The organism is Vibrio sp. 10N.261.55.A10, assembly GCF_041470825.1.
Classification (GTDB): Bacteria; Pseudomonadota; Gammaproteobacteria; order Enterobacterales; family Vibrionaceae; genus Vibrio; species Vibrio crassostreae_C.
This window is the reverse complement of the sequence record NZ_JBFRNC010000052.1, coordinates 65,913-86,835: the sequence shown is the minus strand read 5'-3', so window position 1 is coordinate 86,835 and position 20,923 is coordinate 65,913. Positions and strand designations below refer to the sequence as shown.

The 20,923-nt window shown below is 45.5% G+C and carries 16 protein-coding genes; 8 read left to right on the top strand and 8 right to left on the bottom strand.

Translation table 11 applies throughout. The features are described 5' to 3' along the window. Positions 1-262 precede the first annotated feature (262 nt). Positions 263-2,560 carry a formate C-acetyltransferase gene (gene pflB / locus AB4274_RS16625; RefSeq protein WP_372109854.1) on the bottom strand — a complete coding sequence of 766 codons (2,298 nt, stop codon included), beginning with the start codon at positions 2,558-2,560 and terminating at the stop codon, positions 263-265. Between the two features lie 232 nt (positions 2,561-2,792). Further along, entirely contained in the window at positions 2,793-3,137 is a 345-nt protein-coding gene (locus AB4274_RS16620) for a multidrug efflux SMR transporter (protein WP_017061635.1), read from the bottom strand. 320 nt (positions 3,138-3,457) lie between these two features. Between AB4274_RS16620 and AB4274_RS16615 the strand changes: the two genes are divergently transcribed. Together AB4274_RS16615 and fghA are read left to right on the top strand one after the other, a co-directional pair. Further along, positions 3,458-4,606 (top strand): S-(hydroxymethyl)glutathione dehydrogenase/class III alcohol dehydrogenase, encoded by a 1,149-nt coding sequence (locus AB4274_RS16615; RefSeq protein WP_017061634.1) that lies wholly within the window; start codon positions 3,458-3,460, stop codon positions 4,604-4,606. Between the two features lie 154 nt (positions 4,607-4,760). Beyond that, positions 4,761-5,600 (top strand): S-formylglutathione hydrolase, encoded by an 840-nt coding sequence (gene fghA / locus AB4274_RS16610; RefSeq protein ID WP_017061633.1) that lies wholly within the window; start codon positions 4,761-4,763, stop codon positions 5,598-5,600. A 77-nt stretch (positions 5,601-5,677) separates the two neighbouring features. On the opposite strand, the gene AB4274_RS16605 is transcribed toward fghA, so the two are convergent. Beyond that, a complete protein-coding gene (locus AB4274_RS16605; RefSeq protein WP_017069766.1) occupies positions 5,678-6,760 on the bottom strand; it encodes an aminotransferase class I/II-fold pyridoxal phosphate-dependent enzyme in 1,083 nt (360 codons plus the stop codon). Positions 6,761-7,066: 306 nt separating this feature from the next. Between AB4274_RS16605 and AB4274_RS16600 the strand changes: the two genes are divergently transcribed. Together AB4274_RS16600 and AB4274_RS16595 are read left to right on the top strand one after the other, a co-directional pair. Further along, positions 7,067-7,468, top strand: a complete 402-nt coding sequence (locus AB4274_RS16600) for a hypothetical protein (protein WP_017061631.1) — start codon at positions 7,067-7,069, stop codon at positions 7,466-7,468. Between the two features lie 224 nt (positions 7,469-7,692). After that, positions 7,693-8,430, top strand: a complete 738-nt coding sequence (locus tag AB4274_RS16595) for an NUDIX domain-containing protein (RefSeq protein WP_104216025.1) — start codon at positions 7,693-7,695, stop codon at positions 8,428-8,430. A 127-nt stretch (positions 8,431-8,557) separates the two neighbouring features. Here AB4274_RS16595 and AB4274_RS16590 read toward each other — a convergent pair whose 3' ends face one another. Then, positions 8,558-10,078, bottom strand: a complete 1,521-nt coding sequence (locus AB4274_RS16590) for an aldehyde dehydrogenase family protein (RefSeq protein WP_372112658.1) — start codon at positions 10,076-10,078, stop codon at positions 8,558-8,560. Between the two features lie 320 nt (positions 10,079-10,398). Between AB4274_RS16590 and AB4274_RS16585 the strand changes: the two genes are divergently transcribed. Beyond that, on the top strand, positions 10,399-12,189 hold the full coding sequence (locus tag AB4274_RS16585; protein ID WP_372112656.1) for a sigma-54-dependent Fis family transcriptional regulator: 1,791 nt from the start codon (positions 10,399-10,401) through the stop codon (positions 12,187-12,189). Positions 12,190-12,204: 15 nt separating this feature from the next. Here the strand turns inward: AB4274_RS16585 and AB4274_RS16580 are convergent, their stop codons facing one another. Beyond that, on the bottom strand, positions 12,205-13,056 hold the full coding sequence (locus tag AB4274_RS16580) for a LysR family transcriptional regulator (protein ID WP_102398054.1): 852 nt from the start codon (positions 13,054-13,056) through the stop codon (positions 12,205-12,207). A gap of 98 nt (positions 13,057-13,154) precedes the next feature. On the opposite strand from AB4274_RS16580, the gene AB4274_RS16575 reads away from it, so the two are divergent. Together AB4274_RS16575 and AB4274_RS16570 are read left to right on the top strand one after the other, a co-directional pair. Beyond that, positions 13,155-13,802, top strand: a complete 648-nt coding sequence (locus tag AB4274_RS16575; RefSeq protein ID WP_017069761.1) for a glutathione S-transferase family protein — start codon at positions 13,155-13,157, stop codon at positions 13,800-13,802. A gap of 143 nt (positions 13,803-13,945) precedes the next feature. Next, positions 13,946-15,388 carry an N-acylglucosamine 2-epimerase gene (locus tag AB4274_RS16570; RefSeq protein ID WP_372112654.1) on the top strand — a complete coding sequence of 481 codons (1,443 nt, stop codon included), beginning with the start codon at positions 13,946-13,948 and terminating at the stop codon, positions 15,386-15,388. A 145-nt stretch (positions 15,389-15,533) separates the two neighbouring features. On the opposite strand, the gene AB4274_RS16565 is transcribed toward AB4274_RS16570, so the two are convergent. From AB4274_RS16565 to AB4274_RS16555, 3 genes are all read right to left on the bottom strand, one after another. Further along, positions 15,534-16,979 carry a sucrose-6-phosphate hydrolase gene (locus AB4274_RS16565; RefSeq protein WP_102320860.1) on the bottom strand — a complete coding sequence of 482 codons (1,446 nt, stop codon included), beginning with the start codon at positions 16,977-16,979 and terminating at the stop codon, positions 15,534-15,536. Further along, on the bottom strand, positions 16,976-17,935 hold the full coding sequence (locus tag AB4274_RS16560; protein ID WP_104216020.1) for an aminoimidazole riboside kinase: 960 nt from the start codon (positions 17,933-17,935) through the stop codon (positions 16,976-16,978). Before AB4274_RS16560 ends, AB4274_RS16565 begins: the two co-directional genes overlap by 4 nt. A 195-nt stretch (positions 17,936-18,130) precedes the next feature. Continuing rightward, a complete protein-coding gene (locus AB4274_RS16555) occupies positions 18,131-19,570 on the bottom strand; it encodes a sucrose-specific PTS transporter subunit IIBC (protein ID WP_017064972.1) in 1,440 nt (479 codons plus the stop codon). 234 nt (positions 19,571-19,804) lie between these two features. On the opposite strand from AB4274_RS16555, the gene AB4274_RS16550 reads away from it, so the two are divergent. Beyond that, entirely contained in the window at positions 19,805-20,791 is a 987-nt protein-coding gene (locus tag AB4274_RS16550) for a LacI family DNA-binding transcriptional regulator (protein ID WP_017061622.1), read from the top strand. Positions 20,792-20,923: the final 132 nt, after the last annotated feature.

The following is a 20,923-nucleotide window of genomic DNA, read 5'->3' as shown; positions in this document are numbered from 1 at the left end:
AAATACGTGGATTCCATATACTGAATGGGGCAAAGATAAGTTAGAGCTCCTAGTGATCTCTGACATAAAAAACAAGCGAATCCCCCCAAAAAAAGCATCAAAGTAATTCCAATCACCGTGTAAATATCGGTTTTGCCCATATACCAGCCAAGACAACGCGACGTCCAACAACATGATTACCGCCATACTCGACGCACAAAAAAGCGCGAGAGACGGATGTCATTCTCGCGCTTTTTAGGACCGTATAACTTGAAGTTTACGGTTAGATCTTAGCAGTAAACGTACGGCTAATTACATCTTGTTGCTGCTCACGTGTTAGCGAGTTGAATCGTACTGCGTAACCCGAGACTCGGATGGTTAACTGTGGGTATTTTTCTGGATGTTCGACGGCATCCAACAACATGTCACGGTTAAGCACGTTCACGTTAAGATGTTGCCCACCCTCAACACGAATCGATCCTGCACTTTCTTCATGGTGGAAGTAACCATCCATTAGTGCTGCTAGGTTCACTTTTTGGCTTAGATCATCTTTACCTAGTGCATTTGGTACGATTGAGAAGGTGTAAGAAATACCATCTTTAGCGTACTCGAACGGCAGTTTGGCAACTGAAGAAAGTGAAGCCACCGCCCCTTTCTCATCACGACCGTGCATTGGGTTTGCGCCCGGGCCAAATGGCATACCAGCGCGGCGACCATCAGGCGTGTTACCGGTTTTTTTACCATATACAACGTTTGAAGTAATCGTAAGGATAGATTGAGTTGGAACCGCTTCACGGTAGGTGTTCCTTTTCTGAATTTTCTTCATAAAACGTTCAACCAAATCACAAGCAATATCATCGACACGTGAATCGTTGTTGCCGAATTTTGGATATTCGCCTTCAATATCAAAGTCGACAGCGATGCCATCTTCGTTACGTACTGGTGTTACCTTCGCGTATTTGATAGCCGCTAACGAGTCAGCAACAACCGACAGCCCTGCAATACCACAAGCCATTGTGCGATGAACATCGCGATCCATCAATGCCATTAACGATGCTTCATAGCTGTAACGGTCATGCGAGTAATGGATCACGTTCAACGCAGTGACGTATTGCGTTGCAAGCCAATCCATCATGTCATCAAAGCGTGGCATTAAGCGGTCAAAATCGAGAACTTCATCTTCGATACGAGCAACTTGAGGACCAACCTGCATGTTAGATTTTTCATCAACACCACCGTTAATGGTGTAAAGTAGCGCTTTAGCAAGGTTTGCGCGAGCGCCAAAGAACTGCATATGTTGGCCAACCACCTGCGGGCTTACACAACACGCAATCGCGTAATCGTCATTATCAAAATCCGCACGCATTAGATCGTCGTTCTCATACTGAAGTGATGAGGTTTCGATAGACACTTTAGCCGCGTATTGTTTAAACGCGATAGGCAGTTGTTCAGACCATAGGACGGTCATGTTCGGCTCTGGCGCTGGGCCCATCGTGTGCAATGTGTGCAAGTAGCGGAAAGTCGTTTTGCTAACAAGAGTGCGACCATCAACGCCCATACCAGCCATTGCTTCTGTTGCCCAAATTGGGTCCCCAGAGAACAATGAATCGTATTCAGGAGTGCGAAGGAAACGAACCATACGAAGCTTCATGATGAAATGGTCAATCAACTCTTGCGCTTGTTTTTCATCAATCAAACCAAGTTTAAGGTCTCGTTCGATGTAAACATCTAGGAAGGTTGATGTGCGGCCTAGCGACATCGCAGCACCATTTTGAGACTTAACCGCAGCTAAGTAACCAAAATAGGTAAATTGGATTGCTTCTTGCGCAGTACGAGCAGGAGAAGACATATCAATGCCGTACTTCAAACCCATTTCTCGCATTTCATCAAGGGCACGAATTTGATCAGTAAGCTCTTCACGTAGACGCAATGTCTTATCTAAATCACCACCCGTTTCAAGCATCTTCTGAGTCGATTTGAATTGCTCATTTTTGTCTAATTTTAGGAAGTCGATACCGTACAAAGCAAGACGACGGTAGTCGCCGATAATGCGTCCACGACCATAAGCATCCGGCAGACCAGTAATAATACCAGAACGGCGACATGCTTTAATTTCGTCGGTATAAAGATCGAACGCTACTTGGTTATGCGTTTTGCGGTACTCAGTGAAGATCTTTTCGATTTGTGGCTCTAATTCACGACCGTACACTTCGCACGACGTTTTCACCATTCGAATACCACCATTGGCGATGATGCCGCGTTTCAGTGGTTTATCGGTTTGTAGACCCACGATTTTTTCGAGGTTTTTTACAATGTAACCGGCATCGTGTGAGGTGATAGTGGAAACGATATCAGTATCAAAATCGACAGGGGCATGAGTGCGGCTTTCTTCTTTAATACCTTCTAGCACCGACTCCCATAGCTGTGTCGTCGACTCCGACACGTCCGCAAGAAAAGATTCATCGCCTTCATAAGGGGTGTAGTTTCGCTGAATAAAATCACGTGCATTAACGGATGTTTGCCAGTCGCCAGCTTGAAATCCCGTCCAAGCTTCCATCATATCGGTTGTCGGAATAGTCATAATGACCCCCTAAGTTATTGATAAACAGATAATATCTATGATTATTTATAATCATAGGTTTCTGCTGGCTATACTAAACCGACCAATCTATGAGTAAAGTGAGCTGTTTTCATAAAATACATGCACAAAATGCATTTATTGGAATTACTATATTATATTCAATACCTTAAGTTGAAGGCTAACTACTCTAGATTCCAATTAGTTTGTTCCTTCAGAAGTAGGAAATAGACTCTTAGTGACTCACCGACGTTGAAAACAGGTTAATGACCACCACACCAGACAGAATCAAAGCGATGCCAATGATCGCGTAGATGTCTAGCTTTTGCCCGTAGACCAACCAAGACAACGCCGCGACCAACACTATCCCTGCGCCACACCAAATCGCATACGCCACACCCAAAGACATGGTTTGAACCGTGAGAGACAACAGATAAAAAGCAAAGCCATAACCGACGAGTACTGCGGCGGTCGCAGGAAGGGAAGTAAATTGCTGCGTTTTAGGCAATAAAGAAGTCGCGACAACTTCAAGCACGATGGCAAGTGACAGCATCACTGGAGGCGGAAGAGATAAAAGCATGTATGAGTCCACAACATTAAATACGGCGCTCAGAATATTGTAGTTTTATTTCCAATTCATGTGATTTTCAGTAAGCAATTATTATGACGTACCTTAAAAATTCTTAAGTGTGACTTTCGGTTAACACGAGGAACCTAAATGCTCTATTATTACAAATACGTAATAATCATTTTCTATTTAAGGGGATTATCAAAACATGCACTCACACCTATACTAGCTCCAACAAAACGAGAGAGCGGAAACAATTAAGCTCAACTACGCTTAACGGGTTGAATTTAATTGCACAATTATCCGCTGTACTGACATATAGGAAACATCCAATGACAATCGAAATTAAACCTGGTCAAACGCATATCAAATCAAAAGCAATGGTTGCATGGGCAGCTGGCGAGCCACTAAAAATGGAAGAAGTTGATGTACAACTTCCTAAAGCTGGTGAGGTTCTAGTTCGCATCGTTGCTACTGGTGTTTGTCACACTGACGCATTCACATTATCAGGTGACGATCCAGAAGGTATCTTCCCTTCAATTCTTGGTCACGAAGGTGGCGGTATCGTTGAGATGATCGGCGAAGGCGTTACAAGTGTTGAGATTGGCGACCACGTTATCCCACTTTACACAGCTGAATGTGGCGAATGTAAGTTCTGTAAATCTGGTAAAACTAACCTATGCCAAGCCGTTCGTGAAACGCAAGGTAAAGGCCTAATGCCAGACGGTACAAGCCGCTTCTCTATCAATGGCGAAACAATTTTCCATTACATGGGTTGCTCTACTTTCTCTGAGTACACTGTACTTCCAGAAATCTCTCTAGCGAAAGTAAGCAAAGAAGCACCACTTGAAGAAGTTTGTCTTCTAGGTTGTGGTGTAACAACAGGTATGGGCGCGGTACTTAACACAGCTAAAGTTGAAAAAGGCGACAACGTTGCTGTATTCGGCCTTGGCGGTATCGGTCTTTCTGCAATCATTGGTGCTCGCATGGCTGGTGCTAACCGCATCATCGGTGTTGACATCAACGAGAGCAAATTCGAGCTAGCGAAACAACTTGGCGCGACTGACTGCATCAACCCAATGAACTACGACAAGCCAATCCAAGACGTTATCGTTGAGATGACAGACGGTGGTGTTGAGTACTCTTTCGAATGTATTGGTAACGTAAACGTGATGCGTCAAGCGCTTGAATGTTGTCACAAAGGTTGGGGCGAATCTGTAATCATCGGTGTTGCAGGCGCAGGTCAAGAGATCTCAACTCGTCCATTCCAACTAGTAACAGGTCGTGTATGGCGTGGCTCTGCTTTCGGTGGTGTTAAAGGCCGCTCTGAGCTTCCAGAAATCGTAAACCGTTACATGGCGGGTGAGTTTGGCCTTCAAGAGTTCATCACTCACACAATGGGTCTGCAAGACGTAAACGAAGCATTCGACCTAATGCACAAAGGTGAATCTATCCGTACTGTTCTACACATGGATAAGTAACACATCTTGGCCTCGATTCTTTCGAGCATCGAGGCCACAGCTACAAATGAATAGCAACAAACTGTCTTCACCACCTCCTGCCCGGTGGGTGGTGAAACTTTATGTAATATAGACAAATTTACTCCCAAACCATCAACCTAACGGAGCACAATAGATGACAATCGAAAACATTAGCCAAGCAAAGGTTGCTGGTGGTTGGCACAAACAATACACCCACTTTTCTGCAACGCTTGACTGCAACATGCGTTTTGCGATTTTCTTGCCACCTAACGCAAGCAAAGAAAACCCAGTTCCTGTTTTGTATTGGTTGTCAGGCTTAACCTGTACCGATGAAAACTTCATGCAAAAAGCCGGCGCTTTCAAAGCCGCGGCTGAGCAAGGCATCGCGATTGTTGCACCAGACACTAGCCCACGTGGCGAAGGTGTTGCCGACGATGAAAATTACGATCTCGGCCAAGGTGCAGGCTTCTATGTGAATGCCACTCAAGCGCCATGGGACAGCCATTACCACATGTACGATTACGTGGTAACAGAGCTCCCTGCATTAATTGAGTCGTTCTTCCCTGTTACATCCGTAAAATCGATTTCTGGTCACAGCATGGGCGGACATGGTGCCCTAACGATTGGCATTAAAAACGAAGATAGCTACCGTTCTATCTCTGCATTCAGCCCAATCACCAACCCAATGCAATGCCCTTGGGGACAAAAAGCCTTCAACCAATACCTAGGCTTGGATATTGAAGAGTGGAAACACTACGATGCCTCTGAGCTTCTAAAAACCAAAGGCACTAAACTGCCAATGTTGGTCGACCAAGGTGAAGCCGATAACTTCCTGATTGAACAGCTTAAACCTGAGCAATTAGTCGAAGCCGCTAAGGTAACCAATGCCGATTTAGATCTACGTATGCAGCCTGGTTACGACCACAGCTACTACTTCATCTCTAGCTTTATTGATGAACACATTGAGTTCCACGCTGCTTACTTAAACAAGTAGCCAGATGAATTTAGCCCGCAATTTGTAAACGCAAGGTGCGGGCTTTTTAATACCTGATGATTTTATAACGGTTGCTTTTATAACTGCTGAATACGCTGCTTTAACGCTTCTAAATCCACATCATTTCCAACAATTCGTAATCGAACATACTCTTCAGTCATCGCGTCGCACGTAATAGCAAAATCGACACCCGAACATGTCTTAATACCGATACTCTCAAATAGCTTTGAAAGGTGAGTTCCTCTCTTTTTCAACAACATAATGGGCGTCGATATTGACGTGCCAACTACCTCAATATTGTTCTCAGACAACAAGCCGATCATTTGCTGCTTAAAGTATTCAGTTTTGCTGCGGTTCATTTCTAAGAAGTGTTTTGCATTGGGTAAGGTCGCCGATGCGATTTTTATTGAGGGGTAAGTCGGCGTAAACACACTCACCGCAGCTTCGATTGCAGAAGTCAGGTTTTCACTGCTGGCTAAGTAACCGAGTCGAATCCCAGCGAGCCCTAAACCTTTAGAAAAGGTTCGTAAAACTATTAAGTTGTCCAAGACTAAGGTCTGATCGAGCATAGACTGCTCAGGGGTCAGGTATTCACCATATGCCTCGTCGACAATCAAAATAGCGCCAGAACGCTCACATACTCTCGCTATCTCGACCAGATAAGCTCTGTCGTAGATTCGACCCGTTGGGTTGTTGGGATTATCGATATACACCAAGGCAGGATTTTGACTGCTTATTTTTGATGCCAACACACCGAACAGATCCGACTCGTTTTGATAATCAAACATGTTGATGGACTGGTACTTCCCGCCCACCAAAGTGAACTCTGATACTGCTTCAACAAACTGAGGGCCAATGCCTATCATGGTGCGATTGTTGTGATCGATCAGTTTATTGAAGATAAGTTCTAGCGCCCCAAGAGAGCCCGTGGTGTACGTAATACGACAATCTTCAATCCCAATAAACTGGCGAGTCAGATAAGTCAGCTCCGAAAGCTCCCTGTGGCAATAGTACTTATCAATACCGTAGATAATATCTTTGATCACATGTTCAGGAATTTCTGGTGCGCCAAATGGATTGGAGCCAAGTGAACAATCGATACGAAATGAGTGATCGACATAAGAATGGTATTCGCCACTTAACCGTGGATTTAAATGCATAAGAAAACGCTCAAAAAATATTCATGCGCTATTCTTATCGTACTGAATTTTATCTATATAGGTCATTTCGCGACAGTTCTTCGCCTTGTTTCGAGAGACTGGTTAAAAACCAAGATTGGTTCAAATAACGAATTCTCTTAAGCCATAATCAAGAGTTAAGCACTCGTGTTTACATTTCGAGTTAACCGAACCGCTTTCTTTGCGCTAGATTAAGCTGAGATAAGATAGGGTAATAACAGAGCTTGCATCTTTACTCTCCCTAGTTACCATAGCCCCATTAACATCCCCCATATTTTGAAGGTTGCTATGAAAGCAATTAAGACTCTTTTCTTCCTGATGGTTTTATTGAGCGGTCTGTTTACCGCTTGGCTGTTTATTCCAATTCCAGCGACCATGGACAAGCAAACGCTCGACGTTCCATTAACGGAACCATTCAAGCTTGTTGCGTATCGCAGCAACCCGAATGATGCGAGCAAGCCGCTGACTTACCACTACTATGTGATTTCAGATGTGGTTGGTGTAGACGACATGGACCCATTCCTGATTACCACGGACCAGTTCGTGAAGCTTGGCGAATTCGACGAGAACACATTCAACCTTACGGTTAACGGCAAGATTGATAGCTACACCAACGATTTGTGGATCAAGAAATCTGATGGCAAGCTTCAACACTGGTACGTGAGTATTAACGCGAACTATATTCGTTAAAATCGAACTGCAATAAACCTCATTTTAAAACTGCGCTTTGGCTTCCAAGCGCAGTTTTTTTTTCTAGCAACACCCTCCACTTATCCCGACCCGTTCGACATAAACTGCATTGCCTACTTTTGATTCACTGCTGCCCTTGCTCTCAAGGTGTTATAAGCTCTTTAGATACGATAAGCTCAGACCATGCTCGACGCCCAATAAATCAAAATAATAAAGGATCACCCGTGGAATTTACGCTCGACAAATTTAACGGCATCATCATTGACCCAGCAACAGCCCCTCACGATGTTGACTCATTCAATGCCGAACTCAGCGAGATCACCGAATTTTCAAAGCAGAATAGCAAAGGCATTATTTGGATTAGCTTACCTATTTCACTCTCGCACCTTATTCCGGTGGCGACTGAGCTTGGCTTTGTGTTTCACAACTGCTTAGAAGACGAGATTACGCTGATCCACAAATCCGAGATTGTAGAGTTTGTGCCTTTCATTCCGACCCACACCTTGGGTGCTGGTGCGTTAATCACTAACGAACACAATCAAGTTCTGATGATCAAAGAGCACGGCATGACGGGCTACAAATTACCGGGCGGTCATATTGAGTTGGGTGAAGGCATTGAAGAATCGGTGGTTCGTGAAACCTTGGAAGAAACCGGTATCGAGGCAACGTTCGTTTCTGTGGTTGGCATGGCGACAAGACACCCGTATCAATTCGGTAAATCAAACCTCTACTTTATTTGTCACCTTATCGCTCAAACTCAAGAAATTGCGATTCAAGACACTGATGAAATTGCAGAAGCTAAATGGATAGATGTTGAAGAATATATTAACAACCCCGACAGCTACCCGTTTAACCGCCAATTGGTCGGCTCTTTGATAGGCAAACAAGGATTAGAACTTACCCAACTAGAAGGCAACTATGGCCCGAACCATAAGCCAGAGATCTTCTTTTCGAAAAACTAAAGCGATTCAAACATAAAAACGCCAAGCTCATAAGAACTTGGCGTTTTGCTTTTCATTTTACTTATATTGTTTAAGCCATCTCGTTGCTAGTGACTTCCTAATTAGACTGTTCTAGAACCTATCTATTTTAGAAAAATCCTAGTGGGTTAGTATCGTAGCTGATCAACAGGTTCTTAGTATTTTGGTAGTGATCGAGCATCATCTTATGTGTCTCACGGCCGATGCCCGACTTCTTGTAACCACCAAACGCGGCATGAGCTGGGTAAGCGTGGTAGCAGTTCACCCAGATACGGCCGGCTTCAATGTTGCGACCCATTCGATACGCGAGGTTTGCATCACGCGTCCACACGCCTGCACCCAAGCCATATTCGGTATCATTGGCTATCTCGAGTGCTTCTGCTTCATCTTTAAACGTCGTCACCGCGATAACAGGACCGAAGATCTCCTCTTGGAATACACGCATCTTGTTATGCCCTTCCAGCATGGTTGGCTGAATGTAGTAACCGTTGCCGAGATCATCTGGTTGCTGCGCGATTTCACCACCTGTTAGCACTTTCGCACCTTCTTGACGGCCAATTTCTAGGTAGCTCAAGATCTTATCGAACTGCTCTTTTGAAGCTTGTGCGCCAACCTGCGTATCTGTATCTAGCGGGTTACCTTGTTTAATAGTTTGAGCACACTCGACCACCTTGGCGATGAACTTGTCGTACACCGATTCGTGAATCAACACACGTGATGGACAGGTACACACCTCGCCCTGATTAAAGAACGCCAGCAACATACCTTCGACACACTTATCTAGGTATTCGTCTTCATGATTAAAGATATCTGGGAAGTAGATATTTGGAGACTTACCGCCAAGCTCAACCGTTGATGGAATCAAGCTTTCAGCCGCACATTTCAGGATGTGGTGGCCGACTTCTGTCGAACCAGTAAAGGCCAATTTAGCCAAACGATCGCTGGTTGCTAATGCTTGGCCGGCTTCGCTACCAAAACCATTGACGATGTTGACTACGCCTGCAGGTAGAAGATCAGCGATCTTCTCCATCATAACCAAGATCGATGTCGGTGTTTGCTCGGCTGGCTTCATCACCACACAACAGCCCGCAGCCAGTGCTGGTGCCAATTTCCAAGCCGCCATTAAAATCGGAAAGTTCCAAGGAATGATCTGCCCTACAACACCAATAGGTTCTGGGAAGTGGTAACTCGCGGTGTTTGAATCCAGCTCTGCTGCGCTACCTTCTTGCGCTCGAATACAACCCGCGAAATAACGGAAGTGATCGACAACCAAAGGAATATCTGCCGCTAAGGTTTCTCGCACAGGCTTGCCGTTTTCCCATGTTTCAGCGACCGCGATTTCTTCAAGGTTCGCTTCAATGCGGTCGGCAATTTTAAGCAGGATGTTCGAACGTTCGGTCACACTAGTCGCAGCCCAACTTGCACGAGCTGCATGCGCGGCATCGAGTGCCAAGCTGATATCCGCCTCGGTTGAGCGTGCCACTTGGCAATACACCTGACCATTCACTGGGGAAGTGTTATCAAAATATTCGCCGCTGACAGGCTTCACCCACTCGCCACCGATAAAGTTATCGTATTGCGCTTTAAAGTTCACCACTGCGTTATCACTACCCGGCTGTGCGTAAATCATAGTTAGATCCTTCTTAGATTTGTTATTGAGCGAGAGCTGTCTTATTTTTGTGGCGGCTCCTCTTGAGAAAAGAACTCATGACAAGACGCCCATGTTTATACTTTCTGTTTAAAACACTGATACTTCGTGTTTTCTTCACAACAGTAACAACGCAAATCACACGCCAGAACTTCAAAACTTGTTGTTAATAAATTGTAAAACTATGATTACCAAACGTTTACAACCCAAAGTGAGTTGGCATTGAACGGACGTCTGGAAACCACACCAGTGTTCAACTGTTCCAAATTGGTACACCCTCACTGTTACGACATGGAACAGTCATGCACCTTCAACAAGCAAACACCTCAGATTGGCTTTCATCCTCTTGGCACCGCAGCACAGAAGCGGGTCTAAAACAAAGACGACTTCCCGAAGATATTCGCCTGCCACAATCGATTCTTAAACAGCGACGACATCAATCTTCTGACTTAATCAACATCGTCGAACGTAATGCTCTCCCTCTGTTTAATCAGATGTTTGCGCGCACTGACAGTCGTTTGATTTTGACGGACATTGAAGGGGTGATTCTGGCGAGTTGGGGACAGGAGCGGTTTAAGGAGAAACTGACGTCAATTGCACTCAGCTCTGGAGCGTGTTGGCAGGAACAACTTAAAGGCACCAACGCGATTGGCACCGCCATTGTGGAAGCGAAACCCGTATCCATCATTGGCGAACAACACTTCATCCACCAGCATCGATTTATCAGTTGTTCAGCAAGCCCTGTGTTTGATCATCAAGGGCAGATGGTTGGCGTATTGGACATTACCAGTGAGCAGCAACAACACGACAGTTCTGTCCAATTGCTGGTTCAAAATATGGTTCAGCTTGTTGAAAATCAGCTATTAAGTCATATCCCACAAGGCACCACTCGTATTGACCTCGCATGTGAGAAATCTTTACTACACAGTGGTTGGCAAGGGATAGTGATAGCCAATGAAGCAGGCGAGGTAGTCGCGCACAATCAAGTCGCCTCTCAATTGTTGGATCAAACCTCGATCGTCGGCGAATGCATAGATACCCTGTTCAACCGAACCTCATTAGACACGCCCTTTGTCTTTGAGAAACAGCATCTCAAACAACCAACCACCAAACGCACGCGCTCCATTTCAGCATCGTGCGATTTGCACCATGGTGAACAACAGATAGAACACGCTTGGCAACAGGCCAATAAGGTTATCGACAGAGGGATCAGCCTATTAATCCTAGGCGAAACAGGGGTTGGTAAAGGCGAGTTTGTTAAAGCGTTACACAAGCAAAGCCAACGTAAATCGTCACCGTTAGTTGCGGTGAACTGCGGTGCGCTGCCGAAAGATCTTATCGAATCTGAGCTGTTTGGCTACGCGCCGGGCGCGTTTACTGGCGCAAGCCACAAGGGTTTTCAAGGTAAGATCCGTCAAGCAGACAAGGGCATTCTATTTTTGGATGAAATCGCCGACATGCCGTTAGAGGCTCAGTGTCGCTTGCTGCATGTTCTGCAAGACAAATCCGTGGTGCCAGTTGGTTCTAATCAAAGCTATCAAGTCGATTGTCAGATCATCGCCGCGACGCATAAAAACTTAGAACAGTTGGTCGCTACGGGGGAATTTCGACAAGATCTCTTTTACCGCCTGAATGGCTTGGCCTTTACCTTGCCAAGCCTGCAACACCGACAAGACAAACACGCCTTAATCGAGCACATTCACGGTAAATACGCAGAAGACGAACAGACAATCTGCCCGCACTTAATGAGCTTACTGTGCGCCTATTCTTGGCCAGGCAATATTCGCGAGTTAGACAATTTACTTAAGGTCGCCGCTCTACTGGCGAGTGATGAACCACAGCTCACCTTAGAACATGTACCGAGCCATCTTGCTCAACATCTCACGTCATTAGCACACGATAATCAGCACCAGCTAATGACTTCTAATGCCATAAAAGGTACAGCGAGTAACGATTTAAGAAGCACCGTTGAAGAAACCTTGTTGCAAACTTATCAAGCCAACCAAGGCAACATAAGTAAGACTTCGAGAATACTCGGTATCAGCCGCAACACCATTTATCGAAAATTGAAAAGCTTGGGAATCCTCCAATAGGAAGATGAACCTAAGCTACTCAGAACCCAGCTCCACAAGTTGATTGAGCACTTCTTTATCCAATACCGGGTGATGCTTACTCGCTAGGATCAGCACAATATCGACCGAAGGCAACGGCGGCATATCATCAAGAATTTTCAAATCTGAAGTCACGCTTAGCTTACCCATCGCACCAATCGCTAATCCTGCTTTCACGATTGCACGCTGCGCTGAAGCGGTATTGCTACACGCCAATAACTGATAAGGCGTGCCCTGCTTGGTTAAGCCATTCACTGCCGCGGCGTGGTACTTACAATCGGTCTGAAACAAGGCTAATGGCACTGGTTTAGACTCATCGAACACATAATCAGGGCTGCTTATCCATACTCCGATATCATGAGTGAGCCAGTAACCCTCTTCACTATCGGGCGCTCGGGTGACAATCGCCGCATCAAGCCTGCCGTCATCCAACCACTCTCTCAGCGTAATGCTGGGCAGGCTGAATATTTGGATTGAACAGGTGGGTTCTGCTTTCTGCAACAGGCGAATCACTTTCGGCAGAATGGTGTCATTGTAGTCTTCAGGGCAGCCGAGTCGCAGAGGTTGTTTGTCTTCGTAACGCTTTACTTGCTTAAGTGCGGTATTGTGAAGGGCGACCAACTGTTCGGCATGAGATCGCAGCGCTAAGCCAGCTTCAGTCAGTATTAAATTACGTCCTTCTTTCTGGAAAAGAGTGACGTTAAGTTCTTCTTCCAACTTACGCATCTGAGCACTGAATGCCGATTGGGTGCGATTTATCTGTTTCGCTGCACGAGTGAAACTACTGGTTTCTACAAACGCGAGAAAGCCTCGCAAAGCATCAATATCCATATTGAAATCACCACCCATCGTTTTTGTTAATGTATTGCATCAAAATTATCCGTTAGTGCGCCGCAATACAATCCCCTAATCTCAAATGCATGCCCACCAAACGCAAGGAAGCAACGATGCAGCTTTATATTGGAAACCAGAACTACTCAACTTGGTCACTGCGCGCATGGCTAATATTCGACAACTACAACCTGAATGCAGAAGTCATCAAGCTCAAGCTATTCACCTCTGATTTTTACGACACTCTGGCGAAAGTGACGCCAACGGCCAAGGTTCCAACCCTAGTTGATGGTAATGTTGCGGTGTGGGATTCATTGGCGATTCTCGAATACGTTAACGATGCCTATTTGGACGGTGCAGCGTGGCCTAGCTCAGTGAAAGAACGCGCTCATGCCCGAGCAATTTCCGCCGAGATGCACTCTGGGTTCTTTGCCGTCAGAAATGAAATGCCGATGAACTGCCGCGCACAACGAAAGCTCACACTGAGTGAAGACGCACTGAAAGACATCGCTCGTATTGATGCAATATGGTCTGCACAAATGGAACAATACCCTGAAGGATGGTTGTTTGGTGAATGGTCGATTGCCGATGCAATGTTTGCACCCGTCGCATTGCGCGTAGAAACCTATGGAATACAACTTTCCGAAAAGGCATCGCAGTATCAACAACGTGTGCTTAACAGTCCATCAATACAAAAATGGCTGGCAGAGGCAAGCTTAGAAACCGATGTGGTTGAAGAAGATGAGGCGGGCAAGCCAGTATAAAATACAAGACACCCTTCCAAAGCTCACTAGTCTGTGAGCTTTTATCTAAACCTTATTAATTTGGTCGATTGTGATCGCCTAATCACAATGTGCAGATGTGATTGTTTATATTCAAATAAATTCAAATAGTTAAGATAAACATCATGTTACGAGCAACGATCGCATTACTCAGTATTACTAGCTTCGCCGTATCTGCCAACGCCCATCTTCCTTCTGGAGAAGAGTGGCTCAACCATGCGACTGAAGGGCTTGCACCTTATTGGTTAATGCCTAGCGCTCAAGGAGAACCGGTAGGAAACTTCCCTACTTTCCGCTGTGATGACGGTACCTTGCTCGATGTTTCTGATGTGTGCCATGAACTAAACAAAGGCTGGATCACGCCACACTTTGGCAAAGAGTTTACGCGGATGAAGTCACGTCAAACTTATGCCTATGGCGTGCTCTACCACCTTAGTGGCGATAAGCAGGCTTTAGCGCTTGCCAAGCAAGGAGCCTACTACATCATTGATCAGCTAGAAGATAAGCAAAACGGCGGCTTTATCGGCTACACAAAAGAGGGAAAAGTAGGCCAGAATTGGCAGCAGCGTACTTCTCAAGATCAAGCGTATGCATTAGTTGGCCTTGCCATGTACTACTACCTGACTCAAGACAAAAAGGTAGAAGAAGCACTCATCGCACAACAAGCTTTTATCTTTGATAAATATCGACTTAGCGACAACAGCGGTCTTGCTTGGGTACTTGCGGATGGTGAAGATGGCAAAGCCACACAGCGTGAACTGGTTGCGCAACTTGATCAAATAAACGGCTACCTGTTGTTAGTCGCTCCTCTGCTCAAAGAGCCCATCAAATCAAAATGGCTTGATGACTTAAACTGGCTCACGCAAGCCATGATTGACCAATACCATTCTGAAGATGAACAACGCTTCTACGGTGCAATTCACGATAAAGCAGCGATGATGCCGAATGCTAATCACAATGATTTTGGACACACCATCAAAGCGTATTGGATGACTTACCTTACAGGCCAAACATTGAATAACTCTGAATGGTCGGAGTTTGGTTTAGACGGTATGAAATACACTTTGGATCAGGCGCAATATCAGAAAGAGTTCGTGAGTGTCTCCCAATATTATGGCGAGGAACTTCAGAAAGCCTGGAAAGGACAAGAGATAACTGGCTGGCAAAGCAGACCGCACAGTGAGTGGGCTTCATCATGGGAGTGGGCGGAACTTGATCAAGCAGCAATGACGGTTTCACTTGTCGATGGTTCGATGAAAGACGTCCTGCAATACACGTTACCGACCTTTCATGATGTATGGGTCGACCACAAATACGGCGGTGTCGGGCTTGACCCAAAACGCACCAAAGCTTTCCATTGGGGCAACGGTTATCACCAGTTTGAACATGCGCTGATTGGCTATTTGTTCGCTCAGCAAGTTGACGCGAAGCCAGCAATATTGCATTACGCAAGGCCGACCAACAGCGAGATGCCAATGGAACCGTATTACTATCAAGGCGATGTGGTGGAGCTATTGAATAAAGATGACGGAACGCAGAAGGTCAGTTTCAATAACATTCGACCTTAGCGTTGGTTGTTTGTTCTAAATGGACTTGAGATTCAGGGCTACGGGGAATGGACAAGGTCAAAGAGTTAGCACAATAGTGATGTCGCAGACCAAACAAAAGCCGCTGTTGATGATCAGCGGCTTTCTTGATGGAGATAAGCGGAGGTTAGTTGTCCAACCCTTTAATTGGGTTCATCGAGTGATAAACGGTGTTCACGTCACCAGTCATCGACAATGAACTCAAGTCATCAATGAAGAAACGGCTGGTCATTGTGTGCTTACCGCCATTGATAAAGATTTCGATCACTGACTTATCAACATAAACCTCGATGATTTGCTTGGTGCTCAACCTCGGTGCTTTTCTCACTGAGCCAAACTCTTCCGCGTAGAGCTGAGACATCTTACTGCGATCAAGCATGAACTCCTTTTCTGTAGCACTGAATACGATGTTATCACCCGCAACGTTAGTAAGTGTAAACTCAAACTCGTCAGTATCCGTTTCGAGCTCAACCATGAAGCTGGTTGTATCCAATTCAAGAGCATTTTCAACCACCACAGCTTCACCCTGTAGCGCTTTCAATTCAGGTAAAGCAGACTGAACAAGATAGCCATCTTGGATTTGAAGTTCGCGTGGTAACGACAACATGCCCGCCCACTGATACTCATTAGATGGTGTATCAATCTCAGGCAGACCAATCCAAGCAATCAGAATACGGCGGCCTGTATCATCTAAATAAGTCTGTGGTGCATAGAAATCGAAGCCATAATCTGGCTGCGCAATATCTTGGTGGTTTTCCAGTTCTACCGAATCGAGATTTAAGCGGTCACCGACGATATAAGCCACCGAGTAGATATTTTTGAAATCGTATGGATTTTCGCTAGACACACCTTGTGGAGAAAACAGCATCACCGACTGATTCTCTATTTCAAAGAAATCTGGGCATTCCCACATATAGCCAAGGTTGTTGTAACGAGTTTGAATTGGACCTTTGTGCTGCCAATTCATCAGGTCTCGGCTGCAATATAGCGCCATAGAGCCAGTATTTTGAGGCGTTTGAGCACCCACAACCATCAGATAATCGCCGCCCTGTTTCCACACTTTTGGGTCGCGGAAATGTTCGGTGTAGTGATCGTTTTCGATAACCACGCCGTGCTTTTCTATTTTGCCGTCAGCAGTCATCTTGGCAAAACATTGAGTTGGCACTCGCAACCAATTTCCGTCGCGCTTGTTACCTGTAAAAAACAACAATGCATTGTCGTTTTCAACCAATGCACCACCAGAGTAAACACCGTGAGAGTCGTAATCTTGGTCTGGGTGCAAGCCAATGCCGTGGTCTTCGAAATGAACGAAGTCTTTGGTAGAAAGGTGGTACCAGTACTTCATACCATGGACGGGGCCAACTGGCGTCCATTGGTAAAATAGGTGGTGTTCACCATTAAAGAAACACAGACCATTCGGATCATTAAGCAGACCAAACTTAGGCGCAATATGGTAGCTTGGATAGCCAGAGTCTTGTTTGCGAAGCTCTACCATCGCATCAATACTCTCTAGAGAAATATCTTCTATACGGCGATATCTTTGCTCTACTGTCCAGTTCGAGTTCAAACTCATACACTCTCCTCTACGGCATTCGTATTTGAAGAGTCTTTTTGAATAAACTGAGTAAGAGCTTCTTGCGTTGGAAGTGCGGTCATTGCGCCTTTTTGCGTGGTCGCCAGTGCACCACACCCATTCGCCCACTGAATTGCAGAATCGACGACTTGTTGATTGTTCCACTCATCATCTTGAGAAAGCTTTGCAAGCAAACCGCCAACAAAAGCATCGCCTGCACCCGTGGTATCCACTGGCGTCACTGAGCGACCTGAAATCAACACACCTTGGTTTTCAAATACTCGCCAAACGCCTTTCGCGCCCTGCGTAACCAGAACAAGCGTGTTGTTAAGATCTGCAATGTTAGCCAAGCCTTGTTCCATCGAAGTTGAATCGGTTAAGAAGTCCAGTTCTTCTTCTGAGAATTTAACCACATCCGCCAACTCAACCGCTTTCATGACCACAGACTTAATTTCAGATGGGTTTTGCCACACTTCATCACGAAGGTTTGGATCGAAGCTGATGTAACCGCCCACGGCTTTCATGCGTCGGATGGCTTCGAAGGTGCTGCTTCGGCTTGGTTCATTAGCCAAAGAGATCGAGCAGACGTGTAGCCACTCGTTTTTCTTAAATTCGGGAATGTCTTCAACAGACATAAACTGGTCGGCACTTGGCTTAACCATAAACGTAAAGCTACGCTCGCCTTGGTCATCAAGAGCGACCACCACGGTTGACGTGCGTTGTTCAGGGTCCTTCACCAAGCGATCGGTATTCACACCTTCCTTTTGCAGAGTCACTTCCATAAAAGTGCCAAACGGATCGTTACCCACTCGGCCAAAAAATGCGCTTTTGCCTAAAAGGCGAGAAATCGCTACCGCGACATTAGCAGGCGCACCGCCCGGACATTTCAATAATGTCGCGTCAGTCTCCGGAATGAGGTCGACGACGGCGTCTCCAGTTACCCAAACTTGATTCATCTTTCTTACCTTAAAACTGAAAATCATGACAACCGAAAGCGATGGCAATCGAAAGCAGTAGCAACCAAAAGCAAGGTGACACTTCACGCTGTCATGTAAAAATATAAAAAGGCTAGCTAAGCCAAATCACCTAGCTAGCACCCCAAAGCTTAGGAAATGAAGTGAAAAGGGGGGCTTCACTTCTAGGGAGAAACGTTAAGCTGTTGCTTTAATGTTTTGCTTGCTGCGCTCGCGCAGACCTAAAACAACGGTCAGAGCAAAGGCAGTCACGAACGCGATAATCATACCTACCACGTAGTAGCCAATCTTTTCTGGTGATATTGAGATGATGCCAGGAATACCCGCCGCACCCAGTGCTTGTGCTTTCACATTGAACATCGTGATAAACGCGCTTGAAATCGCAGCGGCACAAACCGCAGCAATGAATGGATAGCGAAGCTTCAAGTTCACACCGAACATTGCAGGTTCAGTAATACCAAGCAAGCCAGTCACACCAGAAGGAATCGCGATACCTTTCATTTTCTTATCTTTACTCATGAAACCAACCGCCAGTGCCGCTGCACCTTGTGACACGTTAGACATCGCCGCGATAGGGAAGATAAACGTACCACCAGTTGTTGCAATATCCGCAAGCAACTGAGTTTCAATAGCAATAAAGCTATGGTGCATACCAGTAATAACAAACGGCGCATAAATCAAACCAAACACCGCACCGCCAATGAAGCCAGCACTGTTGTATAACCAATTTAGGCCGTCACCAAGCAGGAAGCCGATATCACGAGTAAATGGACCAACAATCGTGAATGTTAACAAACCAGTTATGAAAATCGCCAATAGCGGCGTTAGCAAGTTATCCAGAACCGAAGGAATAACTTTACGCAGCCCAAGCTCAACTTTCGCTAGAATAAACGCAGAAACAAGAACGGGTAGTACTGAACCTTGATAGCCTACTTTCTCGATTTCGAAACCTAAAATGTTCCAAACCGGAATGCTGCCCGACACTGATGCGCCACCGAAGCCCCAGCCGTTAAGCAAGTCTGGGTGAACCATCAACATACCTAAAGCCGCGCCAAGGTATGGGTTACCACCAAACTTCTTACTCGCTGAAAATGCTAATAAAATAGGTAAGTACACAAAAGGAGCATTAGCAAATGTATTGATCATGTTTGCTAAGTCGGTCAAACCCGGATTAGCGTCGATTAAAGATTTGCCATCAATGAATAAGCCTTGAGCCGTCAATAGGTTGTAGATACCCATCAACAAACCACCAGCAACAATCGCCGGAATGATTGGTACAAAAATATCAGACAGGCCTTTCACCGCGCGTTGCAGGATATTTTGGTTGTCAGCACCTGCAGACGCCACATCGTTGGTCGACATTTCCGTCATTTCAGTCAGCTTAGCCAACTCAGCATAAACTTGGTTTACGATGCCTGAGCCAAAGATGATCTGATATTGACCTGCCACTTTAAACTGGCCCTTAACCCCTTCTAGGTTATCAATCGCCTGTTCATCAATTTTATCTTGGTCTGCAACCGCAAGACGCAGACGAGTCGCGCAGTGTGCGAGTGCGGTGATATTACTTTTACCACCTAATAGAGAAAGCAGCTCTTTTGCTATTTTTGGATAATTCATTACATACCCCATTGGATTATCATTTGAGCTTTTGAATTTTCGGGAACGTTTGCAAAACAAATTTTTGCCTAGAAATAACAAATGATCAAAGATAACTGCTCAATAGTGTGAGAATGATCTTCAAATTATCTCCCTAGGATAAGAAGACAGGGTTAAAATCCCCTAATAACAGGTAAATTTGATGCTCTGTTTGCAAACAATCCCAAAACTAAAATTACAATTGGATAATGAATAATGGCTAGTCTTCATGATGTCGCTCGTCTCGCTGGAGTTTCCAAGTCGACGGTTTCAAGAGTAATCAATGATGAGTATGGCGTAAAAGACGCGACCAAGGTGAAGGTGCGTAAAGCAGTTGAAGAGTGTGGCTATCTCCCAAACCAAGTCGCTAAAGACTTAAAGTCCCAAAAAACCAACCTGGTTGGCGTGATTGTTCCTAGGGTTTCTTCCCATGCCACCTCTCAGGGTGTCGATGGTTTAACCGCCGTCTTAGAGCAAGCGGGCAAGCATGTATTATTAGCGAGCACACACCAAACACACCATAAAGAACTTGAATATATTCAGATATTTAACCAGAGGCGTGTTGAAGGTATCATCCTGTACGCGACCCACCTCGACAACCAATTAGTCAAAGCGATTCAAAGCTCTGCCGTACCCGTGGTATTGGTTGGTCAAGACGGGTCAATGTTTAACATCCCAAGCATTGTGCACGACGACACTCGCGTAGGGTTTGAAGCGGGTAATCGCCTCATAGCGAAAGCTTGTAAGCATATGGGATTCATCGGTGTGCAAGGTGATGATATTGCGGTTGATAAGATGAGATCGGAAGGCTTCGCTCAATCGCTTCAATTTAACGACCTCACACTGCAATTTCACGCCCGTGGCGACTTCACCATAGAATCAGGTTACCAACTGGCGAAGCAGTATCTCAAGGAGCACACCAAGCTCGACGGCCTATTCTGCGCCACTGACCGTATCGCAATCGGTGCGATCAGAGCCATTCAGGAAGCGGGGCTCGTTCCAGGAAAGGATATATTGGTGCTCGGTGTAGGTGACGATGAGCTCGCTTCAGTATGCACACCAACGCTGTCTACGTTTAACTATGCGTTTGATAAAGCGGGAGAAAATGGAGCCAAGCTGCTACTCGACCGTATTGAGAAAAAAGGCTTTGAAATGAGCAAGATGGTGTTGACCTTCACCACTATTGACCGAGAGTCTTGCTAGCGATTTATTTCAGAGATCAGGTTATCCCAAGATAAAAAATGCCAACCTTCGAGTTGAAACGATAAGGTTGGCATTTGGTGATGCGACTATCACATCATGAGTAACACTCTCTATCTAAACGATATATCAAGC

Excerpts from the sequence above, each read along its gene's own strand:
- pflB (WP_372109854.1), bottom strand. The coding sequence starts at position 2,560 with ATGACTATTCCGACAACCGATATGATGGAAGCTTGGACGGGATTTCAA.
- AB4274_RS16620 (WP_017061635.1), bottom strand. The coding sequence starts at position 3,137 with ATGCTTTTATCTCTTCCGCCTCCAGTGATGCTGTCACTTGCCATCGTG.
- AB4274_RS16615 (WP_017061634.1), top strand. The coding sequence starts at position 3,458 with ATGACAATCGAAATTAAACCTGGTCAAACGCATATCAAATCAAAAGCA.
- fghA (WP_017061633.1), top strand. The coding sequence starts at position 4,761 with ATGACAATCGAAAACATTAGCCAAGCAAAGGTTGCTGGTGGTTGGCAC.
- AB4274_RS16605 (WP_017069766.1), bottom strand. The coding sequence starts at position 6,760 with ATGCATTTAAATCCACGGTTAAGTGGCGAATACCATTCTTATGTCGAT.
- AB4274_RS16600 (WP_017061631.1), top strand. The coding sequence starts at position 7,067 with ATGAAAGCAATTAAGACTCTTTTCTTCCTGATGGTTTTATTGAGCGGT.
- AB4274_RS16590 (WP_372112658.1), bottom strand. The coding sequence starts at position 10,078 with ATGATTTACGCACAGCCGGGTAGTGATAACGCAGTGGTGAACTTTAAA.
- AB4274_RS16585 (WP_372112656.1), top strand. The coding sequence starts at position 10,399 with ATGCACCTTCAACAAGCAAACACCTCAGATTGGCTTTCATCCTCTTGG.
- AB4274_RS16580 (WP_102398054.1), bottom strand. The coding sequence starts at position 13,056 with ATGGGTGGTGATTTCAATATGGATATTGATGCTTTGCGAGGCTTTCTC.
- AB4274_RS16575 (WP_017069761.1), top strand. The coding sequence starts at position 13,155 with ATGCAGCTTTATATTGGAAACCAGAACTACTCAACTTGGTCACTGCGC.
- AB4274_RS16570 (WP_372112654.1), top strand. The coding sequence starts at position 13,946 with ATGTTACGAGCAACGATCGCATTACTCAGTATTACTAGCTTCGCCGTA.
- AB4274_RS16565 (WP_102320860.1), bottom strand. The coding sequence starts at position 16,979 with ATGAGTTTGAACTCGAACTGGACAGTAGAGCAAAGATATCGCCGTATA.
- AB4274_RS16560 (WP_104216020.1), bottom strand. The coding sequence starts at position 17,935 with ATGAATCAAGTTTGGGTAACTGGAGACGCCGTCGTCGACCTCATTCCG.
- AB4274_RS16555 (WP_017064972.1), bottom strand. The coding sequence starts at position 19,570 with ATGAATTATCCAAAAATAGCAAAAGAGCTGCTTTCTCTATTAGGTGGT.
- AB4274_RS16550 (WP_017061622.1), top strand. The coding sequence starts at position 19,805 with ATGGCTAGTCTTCATGATGTCGCTCGTCTCGCTGGAGTTTCCAAGTCG.